We start from the raw sequence: 8,627 nt of genomic DNA, 5'->3' as shown, positions 1-8,627 counted from the left end.
TTTCTTTTTGGTTTAAAAATACCAAGGGGCAATCCCTCGGTCATCTTCGATGACTTTTGGGACAGCCCTTTCTGATATTGCTGGCTGGGACGGGACAGCTGCTTACCCGAGCAGCTCCGCTGCTTTAGCATTTGCCGTAACCTGCTCCGGATCCTTGCAGCCTGGAATAACGGACGTTACCGCAGGATGCTTCAGGCACCAAGCCAGTGCCCAGCTGGCCATATCGACCCCCGGCGGCACTTCTGTCTGCTTGATTTGTTCCACTTCCTCCAGCTTGCGCAACGTAGCCTGTGCATCATGATGATGACGGACATCCGTGCTCCCGAAGGTAGCCCCTGGCTTGTATTTGCCGCTGAGGTAGCCGCTGGCGAGCGGGACACGCGCTAAGACGCCCAGATCCTGACGCTCGCAGGATGGGAATACTCTCTCCTCCGGGACGCGGTCGAGCCGGTTATACACGACCTGAATGACACTCGAGTTCACTTTCGCTGATGCATCTGTCTGATGCAGATTGTCGTTGCTTCCAATAGACGTTCCCAGATGGCGGATTTTCCCTGCTTGCTTCAGCTTATCCAAGGTTGTCCATAAATCGTCGTTATCGAACACTTGATCAGGACCGGAATGGAATTGATAGAGATCGACATAATCGGTTTTGAGCGCTTTCAGTGACGCATCCAGCTGCTTCACGACGTCCTGAGGCGCAAATAAGGCTGTACGCGAGAAATTCTCATGGAAATGATGCCCGAACTTCGTGGCGATAATCCAGTCTTCACGATTGCGCCTTGCGATGTAGCTGCCAATAAACGACTCGGACAAGTGATCGCCGTAGCATTCCGCTGTATCAATCAAATTAATGCCCAGCTCCCTGCCTTTGTCGAGTATGGCATCGGCTTCATCCTGCGAATACTGTCTTCCCCATTCTCCCCCGAACTGCCAGGTTCCGATTCCAATCACCGATACATTCATTTCCGTCTTGCCCAATCTACGGTATTTCATTGCTTTCACTCCTTTATTTCGAATGTGTGACCTGCAATCCCGGGTAATAGCTTGTTGTGGTTCGTCCGGTTTAAATCATCCAATCAATCGTTACCTCTTGCGGGAACTCTTGCGGCGCTTGGCCTTTAATGATCAGTTCCGGATTTTTCACCGTTACTTTGGCCCCTGCAGGCACGGATTTAGAGACAAAAGCATTGCTGCCAATGACGACACCCTGGCCAATGACGGTCTCGCCGCCCAGAATGGATGCTCCGGAATACACAGTCACCTCATCCTCCAGTGTAGGATGGCGCTTCACGCCAGACAGCGTTTGACCGCCCCGCGTAGACAATGCCCCGAGCGTCACTCCATGATAAATTTTCACCCGATTCCCGATAACCGTCGTTTCTCCGATTACAACACCGGTTCCGTGATCAATGAAAAAGGAATGCCCAATCGTCGCGCCCGCATGAATATCGATGCCTGTAATACTATGTGCGTACTCCGTCATAATTCTTGGGATCAGCGGCACGGAGAGCAGATGCAGCTCATGCGCAACACGGTAGATCCCCACCGCGAACAGGCCGGGATAGGAGAAAATAATTTCACTGATATCATTCGCCGCAGGATCTCCCTCGAAAGCAGCTTGTACATCGGTGGCGAGAATATCGCGAAGCTCCGGTATTTTGCTCAACAGTTGATAAATAATTTCATCCGTCTTCTTCTCGATCTGGACAGATACTTCCAAATTGCAGTCATCCCGAAAACGTAAGACACGGCTGATCTGCTCCGACAGCTTCTCGTGGATCTGAATCAGAACATCGCCAATCTGATATTCCATCGTGGCATCCGTCAAATTCTGCTTCCCAAAATAGCCTGGAAAAAGCAGATCGCGGAAGAGATGAATGCTCTCAATAATCCGGTTGCGGTTAGGGAGCAGCGAGCAGTCCAGCGAGGGGGTTATCGGGCTCTCCCTATAACTGGATGCAATTGATGAAACTAGACGATTAATTTGATTGTGAAAGGTCTCACTCAACAATTACCCTCCTATATGATCGCCAAACAACCGCTGAAGGAAGGGAAGGCCTGTACTGTGCTTTCCTAGTAATCATTCCATGGTCTGGCTGCTGACGAGCGGTTATATCCTTAACTTTAATCCTAGGATCGCATGGCGTCAATCTCCACGCAGGCGACGATATCCGTTTCTGCGCAGTGAACTTAACCGATAGGTCACACTCTCATGATATCATACAAATAATGAACCGACCGCATCGCATACTCGTACCTGACCGGTTCACCGTTCCGCAGCAGCACCAGGCATGGAATGCTGGAGATTTTCCAGGCATTACGGAGCTTGGGAGCGTAGTTAATATTCATTTTATAAATGGTTACCGGGACATTCGAAGCCTCAACTACCTCCAGCATTCGTTCAGCCACTTTACAGGTACCGCAGAATGGGCTGGAAAAGAGTATCGCATCCTTTCCGTCCCCAATCCGAACAAGTCCCATCCACTCGTCCTCTTGAATTTCAATGATGGCCATGATGAGAGGATCTCCCCCTTCGATTACACTCCCCGTTACTTCGCAAATTGCAAAATCGCAGCAGCAGCCCGCTCCCTGCGAGCCGCATCATCGCTTCGCATCGCTTGCTTCAAAATGTCCAATGCTTCTTCTATCGTCTTGACATCCACGAGTCCCGCAGTCCGTGAAACATCCGCCGCTCCAGACAGCAGCCACTCCAGCTGCTCATGAGTAACCGGGCGCTCGAATTGTCCAATCGCCGCCTCATGCTCAAGAAATCGCTGCAGCTCCTCATGTAATTCCGTCCTCGGGCGGCTTTGGAGCCAGGTAACGCCCCGCCGATGGCACTTATCATCCTCAGCAGCCTCAGCTTGATCCACATAATAATAGTCTCCAAGATTGCCGAGATGGACCCGATCCTCCTCAGCAACCAACAGATAATCCCCGTCCTGCATCGCATAGACGAAAGCGTAAACTTCTTCCGCGAGTTCATCTAACAGCCGCCCCTGCGCCTTACCCGGCTGAGATAATTGATTGACTGCTTCTTCCTTGCTCACACCTTCCAGATCGCAGAGCTCCGGCCAGCCGAAAGAGACGTAATTCTCCTCCAGCCACTCTTCCATTCGATTTGTTCCATGAATCACTGATTTCATTGAGAATAATTGCACGCTTCATTCCTCCAAGATCTACATCTTACCAAAAAAGCAGTTGGATAATAGATAGCACAAAAAGACCACAATCTCAATATCGGGCGAGCGGATTCCAGGCAATCGTTAGGCCGCCAAAAAAGACAATCGCTGCTCACAGCGGTTGCCTTCGTTTATTTGAGATCCCGCTCCAGCCGCCCTAACGTTAGGCAGATGAACGGGTTCGATAGACTTGAGCAGCAGCAGGCCGCTGCAATTTCAATTAGCCCTTAATCAAGAACATATTTCCGTCTTCGTCATAAAATTGAGCAAAAGTGCCCCACTGCATTTGCTGCGGTTCAGCTTCGAATTTCACGCCGTTGTTCTTCATGCGCTCGTAAGTCCCGGCAATATCCTCACATTCGAACACAATCGACGGCTTCATCGTTTCCCAGCCCTTCATCATGGCCCGCGGGTACAGGACAAGCGCGGACGCCGCCCCTTTCGGAGCCACTTCGATCCAAGCTCCGGCCGGACCCATTGGGGTTTCACGGACAAGCTCAAACCCGACCTTCTCTACCCAGAACGTTTTCGCCTTCTGCTGATCTTCATTATATACGGCAGCCGTTGCAATTTTCGTAATCATTCCGAAATTCCTCCTTGAATGTGGTGTTCATTGGATTACTAAAGCTACTTTAGCATGTTCCGTCATGGCCCGTCTTATAAAAATACGACATCCTGCGCCCCGTGAAGCTTGGCAGCGCTCTGCTTTACCCATTTACAGTAATGAACCGGAGTAATACCTAACGAAAGCTTGAAGTCCTTGGAGAAATGGGAGTAATCGCAGCCGATCTTCAATTCAAGTTGAGAGCTATACTGGATTTCATACAGCTAAATACTCATTTACTTGCCATTTCTCTTTCTATACTGGATTTCGTACAGCTAAATATCCAAAAATGCTACTGATGCGCACATTTTCTTTATTATAACTGGTTATTTCCAGTATAGACGAGCTAAGAAGCCTATCCACTCTATATAACTGGATTTTTACAGTATAGATGAAGAGGAAGCAGTTATGAACGGAGAAAGGAGTTTTAATTTGTTTGGGGCATGCCGGATTTGCGATGGTATACCCGATTACGGCGGGGATGCCCGATTGCGGCGGGTTTGCCGGACTACGGCGAATATGCCGGACTACGGCGGGTATGCCGGATTGCGGCGAATATGCCGGACTACGGCGGGTTTGCCGGATTGCGGCGAATATGCCGGACTACGGCGAATATGCCGGACTACGACGGGTTTGCCGGACTACGGCGAATATGCCGGATTGCGGCGGGTTTGCCGGACTACGGCGAATATCCGCATATTGCCTTTAATGGTTCCCGCTCCCCGCCTCCCGTTCGCAGACGGATTGCGAATTTCTATTTCATACGACTGATGGCAGCTGTTCGATGACTGCTGCGGCATGCTTCTATATTCAAATAATATAATGACATACTATATCAGTTTAATTTATATATTGAAATTAAATTAGTATAATATTATAGTATAAATGAAAGCGTTTTATGTGCATATATTCGAAAGGCAGCTATGCGGCGCAACCAGTGAATAATTGAAGGGAGAGAACCTTCTATGAACACGGTCAATGCTTTACCGCCTTAACCGATTACCGGAATGTTTGACGAAGATTTTCCAGCGGCCAATCTCTCGGCATTACCTCTTAATTCCCCCTTTAATTCTAAATTCATATTGCAATGGAGGTCATATTACGTGCTTAAAAAAACGAAACCATCTAAGTTTGTAGTGTTAACTATGGCTTGCTCCTTAATCTTCACTTCAGCGTCTGCCATTGGAGCTGCAAAAGCAAATGCGTTTAGTTCATCGGATGCAGACACGGCCATAGAGGCATTTAACGCAAAGTTTTGGGATAGCAGCGCAAAGTATTTTTGGACGAATTCCAATCACGGCAACAACTATCAAGGCTTCTGGGTGGAAGCGGAGCTTTGGGAAATGGTCATGGATGCGTATGTTCATACAACTGATGCCAGCTTGAAAGCAAAGCTTAGAACGCAGATCGACGATATCTTCGATGGTACTGTAGCCAAGTATGGAGAGGATTGGACAAACAATCATTTCAATGATGACATCATGTGGTGGGCAATGGCGAGCGCAAGAGCCTATGAAATCACCAAAGAACAACGATATTTGGATAAGGCCAAATATTATTTTGACTTTGTCTACAACACGCAATGGGACGACGAGTTTGCAAATGGCGGCATCTGGTGGTTGAATAGCGAGCATAACACCAAGAATGCCTGCATTAATTTCCCGGCAGCCGAAGCAGCTGTGTTTATTTATAACATCACTCAGGATGATCATTATTTAGATGCCGCTACCCGTATCTACAAATGGGGCAAGACCATGCTTACGGACGGCAACGGAAAAGTATTCGACCGCATTGAGCTTGAAAGAGGCGCTGTCCCTGACGCCACTCATTACAACCAGGGTACTTTCATAGGTGCGGCAGTAGGACTGTATCAATTAACTGGAAGCACCGTATATCTGGATGATGCAGTGAAGGCTGCCAGCTTTACCAAAAATCATTTGGTTGACGCCAACAAATTGTTGAACTATGAAGGGCCAAACGGAGACTTAAAGGGCGGTAAAACGATATTAATCCGCAATCTGGCCTATCTTCAAGATGCTTTAAGCGAGAGAAGCGAAAGTGCATACGAGCAGTTCAGCGGCGACTTTAACAGCTGGCTTGCCTTCAATACTGAAATGGCATGGAACAACCGAAATGCTGAACATATCGTGGATGGAAACTGGGCAGGGCAGCTGCTTGCCGGAACCTATGAATCCTGGTCATCCTCCAGTGCGGTTGAAGCTCTGACTGTTTTGGAATCGCAGGATGTCGCTTTACAATATGCGGTTAAAGATCCTTTCAAAAAAATAGAAGCCGAAAAGTATAATATCGGTACCGGATTTGTTATGGAGGACAGTACGGAAGGAAGCATGCAGTTAGGCGGCATTCAGCCCGGCATGTATGCGGCATATAAAAATGTAGATTTTGGATCCACCGGTGCTGTAGGATTTATTGCCAGAGCGGCAAGCGGAACAGGCGGCGGTAATATCGAAGTAAGGCTTGATTCCCTGGATGGCGCAAAAGTCGGCACCTTGAACGTGGAGGGAACAGGCGGATGGAATAATTATACGGATGCCGTTACGGTTCTTAAGGATGATCAGGGAAATCCAAGCACTGTAACAGGAAAACATGATGTATATCTGGTCTTCACAAAAACGAACGATCAATATTTATTCAACTTAAACTGGTTTAAATTCACCACAACTGATCCTACCAAAACAGATGCGTACACAAGACTTAAGGCCGGAAATTTTGACAGCAGCTCAGGTCTTAGCAAGAATGCTGAAGGGGGATATTTGGACGGCATTAAAAACAACGCTTATGCCTCTTATAAAGGAATTGACTTTGGATCAGGCGCTGCCGGTGCTGCCGTTCATGTCACAAGCGGCAATCAAGGCGGCACGATTGAAGTGAAGCTGGACAGCCTGGACGGACCGACTGCAGGCGTTATTGAAATTCCGGCTTTAGGAAATTGGGATAACTGGGTAGACATCATGGCTAATATCGATGATACCAAAGCGGTGGGTATTCATGATGTGTATCTCGTTTTTCACGGGACAGACGGAAGCGATTCCCCTTGTAATTTGGATTGGTTCACCTTCTCGACAGTGAAGGGTCAAGCAAGGGACGCTTATGGCAAGCTGGAGGCTGAGAATTATACCAGTGCTGTAGCTGTCGGCGGAGAAAATGGCGGAGGACAAACCTACCTCGCGGGAATATATGGCCCTAATAAACCTTATGCCATGTATAATTATATTGACTTCGGAAGCAATAGCCCGTCTAAAATTCACGTTAATGCAGCAAGCGACACAGGCGGAGGAACGATAGAAGTAAGAATTGACAGCATGAATGGCCCTGTTATTGCAACCAGTGCCGTTACAGGAACGGGCGGCTGGCAGAATTTCAAGGTTTTCTCGGCGGATGTCACAACCCCTGTAACGGGCAAACATATTGTTTTCCTATTATTTAAAGGCGGGGATTGGCTGTATAACCTGGATAAGTTCACTTTCGGCGATCCTGCCGTATTTACTGCGCCTACTCCTCCGCCTGTGCCTGTAGAGGACCATGTTGCTCCAGGTGAGGTAGAGAATGTTCAGGTCATTCGCGGCGATGACAGCATGAAGCTCTTTTGGGATGGCCCTTATGACATCGATGGACAAAAGGTGCAAATCTCCCTGTTAAGCAGCGGACAACCGGTTGGAAACGTCCTAGAAGTTAATAAAGGAATTCAAACGGCCGTTATCTCTGGAATTACAGCAGGCGCGGACTACTCCATCTCAATTAAGACTGTAGATAAGTCAGGAAATGTATCAAAGGGAATTACGATAGGAGCTAAGGATTTACCTTCCTTTACTCTTTCTGCTAACGGAACTGTTTTAAAAGAAGGTCAATCCTTTGAAGATTACAAGGCTTTAACCTTCAAACTGCGGGACAGCTTATCAGCTGTAAAATCCGCATCCATCACCATTGACGGTAAAGTATATCCGATTAATCCTCAGACAAAAAGTATCGACATCGACATGGCCGGAAATCTGGGTGTTAAAACGGCCGCTGTTACAATGGAGGATTATTCAGGAGCCAAGCTGCAGAAGACCTTCAAATTTAATGTTGCAGCCAGTGTAAATTCTATGAAAAAGTTGATCGTCCGTTTCACTAATTCAGGAGAATTACGCGGAGATTTGGTCCTACAGCTTACCGATGATCTTGCGCAGGTTCAGAATCAACTTGATAAGGGAAAACAGGATAACGCGATTAAGCACATGCAGGATTTTATAAAGCACCTAAATAATAAAGCCTTAAGCAAATACGTTAAAGACAGCGCCAAAGCGATTCTGAATACGGATGCTCAATCGCTGATCAAAACCTGGCAGAAAAACAGCTAAGATCATCCTATGAAGTGGCTGACTCAAATGGGCTGCCATCATGACGTCACGCCCGCCCTAGTTTGTCTCGGCTTATAAATGGCTGTACAGTTCATCATGAACTGTACAGCCATTTTTCTTTGTTCATCCACCGCTGCCTGTAAGATACTCATACGGAGCTTCGACGACACGAACGGATGCTTTTTTGGAACAAAGAGTGAAGCAAACGGATTTCAATCTTGGAATAGGGTTCAAGAAATCTGGAATCGCCAATACATATCGTCGCCCACCGCACGCTGGAGCTGCGCGGGGTGCAATAGATACCTGATACACCTTGGCCTATGGTCTATACTGGAATTCGTACAGTTAAAAACGTGCTATCCCCTTGAGGCCGCCTCTATACTGCATTCCGTACAGTTAAATCGCCCCAAATGAGCTTATGTCAATATAGTAGACACAACTTTATGAAACCTGGAGTTGCTCGTAATAGCTTTTTTC

7 protein-coding genes are annotated in these 8,627 nt (G+C 47.6%); 2 read left to right on the top strand and 5 right to left on the bottom strand.

All coding sequences use genetic code 11. From position 1 onward, the window contains the following. Positions 1-102 precede the first annotated feature (102 nt). The 5 genes from ACFPYJ_RS08870 to ACFPYJ_RS08850 form a co-directional block, all read right to left on the bottom strand. A complete protein-coding gene (locus ACFPYJ_RS08870; RefSeq protein WP_379187751.1) occupies positions 103-996 on the bottom strand; it encodes an aldo/keto reductase in 894 nt (297 codons plus the stop codon). Positions 997-1,066: 70 nt separating this feature from the next. Next, complete coding sequence (locus ACFPYJ_RS08865) at positions 1,067-2,011, bottom strand: serine O-acetyltransferase (protein ID WP_379187750.1); 945 nt, start codon at positions 2,009-2,011, stop codon at positions 1,067-1,069. Positions 2,012-2,205: 194 nt separating this feature from the next. Further along, the gene (locus ACFPYJ_RS08860; RefSeq protein WP_379187749.1) at positions 2,206-2,517 is read right to left on the bottom strand and encodes a thioredoxin family protein; all 312 of its coding nucleotides are present in this window, start codon (positions 2,515-2,517) and stop codon (positions 2,206-2,208) included. 35 nt (positions 2,518-2,552) lie between these two features. Beyond that, positions 2,553-3,164 carry a hypothetical protein gene (locus tag ACFPYJ_RS08855; RefSeq protein ID WP_379187748.1) on the bottom strand — a complete coding sequence of 204 codons (612 nt, stop codon included), beginning with the start codon at positions 3,162-3,164 and terminating at the stop codon, positions 2,553-2,555. Positions 3,165-3,405: 241 nt separating this feature from the next. After that, entirely contained in the window at positions 3,406-3,768 is a 363-nt protein-coding gene (locus ACFPYJ_RS08850) for a VOC family protein (protein ID WP_379187747.1), read from the bottom strand. A gap of 473 nt (positions 3,769-4,241) precedes the next feature. On the opposite strand from ACFPYJ_RS08850, the gene ACFPYJ_RS08845 reads away from it, so the two are divergent. Together ACFPYJ_RS08845 and ACFPYJ_RS08840 are read left to right on the top strand one after the other, a co-directional pair. Beyond that, positions 4,242-4,577 carry a hypothetical protein gene (locus tag ACFPYJ_RS08845; RefSeq protein WP_379187746.1) on the top strand — a complete coding sequence of 112 codons (336 nt, stop codon included), beginning with the start codon at positions 4,242-4,244 and terminating at the stop codon, positions 4,575-4,577. A 315-nt stretch (positions 4,578-4,892) separates the two neighbouring features. After that, the gene (locus ACFPYJ_RS08840) at positions 4,893-8,150 is read left to right on the top strand and encodes a carbohydrate-binding protein (RefSeq protein WP_379187745.1); all 3,258 of its coding nucleotides are present in this window, start codon (positions 4,893-4,895) and stop codon (positions 8,148-8,150) included. The last annotated feature ends 477 nt before the right edge of the window (positions 8,151-8,627 follow it).

The organism is Paenibacillus solisilvae, from assembly GCF_042656405.1.
Lineage (GTDB): Bacteria > Bacillota > Bacilli > Paenibacillales > Paenibacillaceae > Paenibacillus_Z > Paenibacillus_Z solisilvae.
Note: the sequence above shows the minus strand (reverse complement) of the source record. Positions and strands in the feature narration are given on the sequence as shown.

Bases quoted from the DNA above. Each gene is read 5' to 3' on its own strand.
- ACFPYJ_RS08870 (WP_379187751.1), bottom strand. From the start codon at position 996: ATGAAATACCGTAGATTGGGCAAGACGGAAATGAATGTATCGGTGATT.
- ACFPYJ_RS08860 (WP_379187749.1), bottom strand. From the start codon at position 2,517: ATGGCCATCATTGAAATTCAAGAGGACGAGTGGATGGGACTTGTTCGG.
- ACFPYJ_RS08850 (WP_379187747.1), bottom strand. From the start codon at position 3,768: ATGATTACGAAAATTGCAACGGCTGCCGTATATAATGAAGATCAGCAG.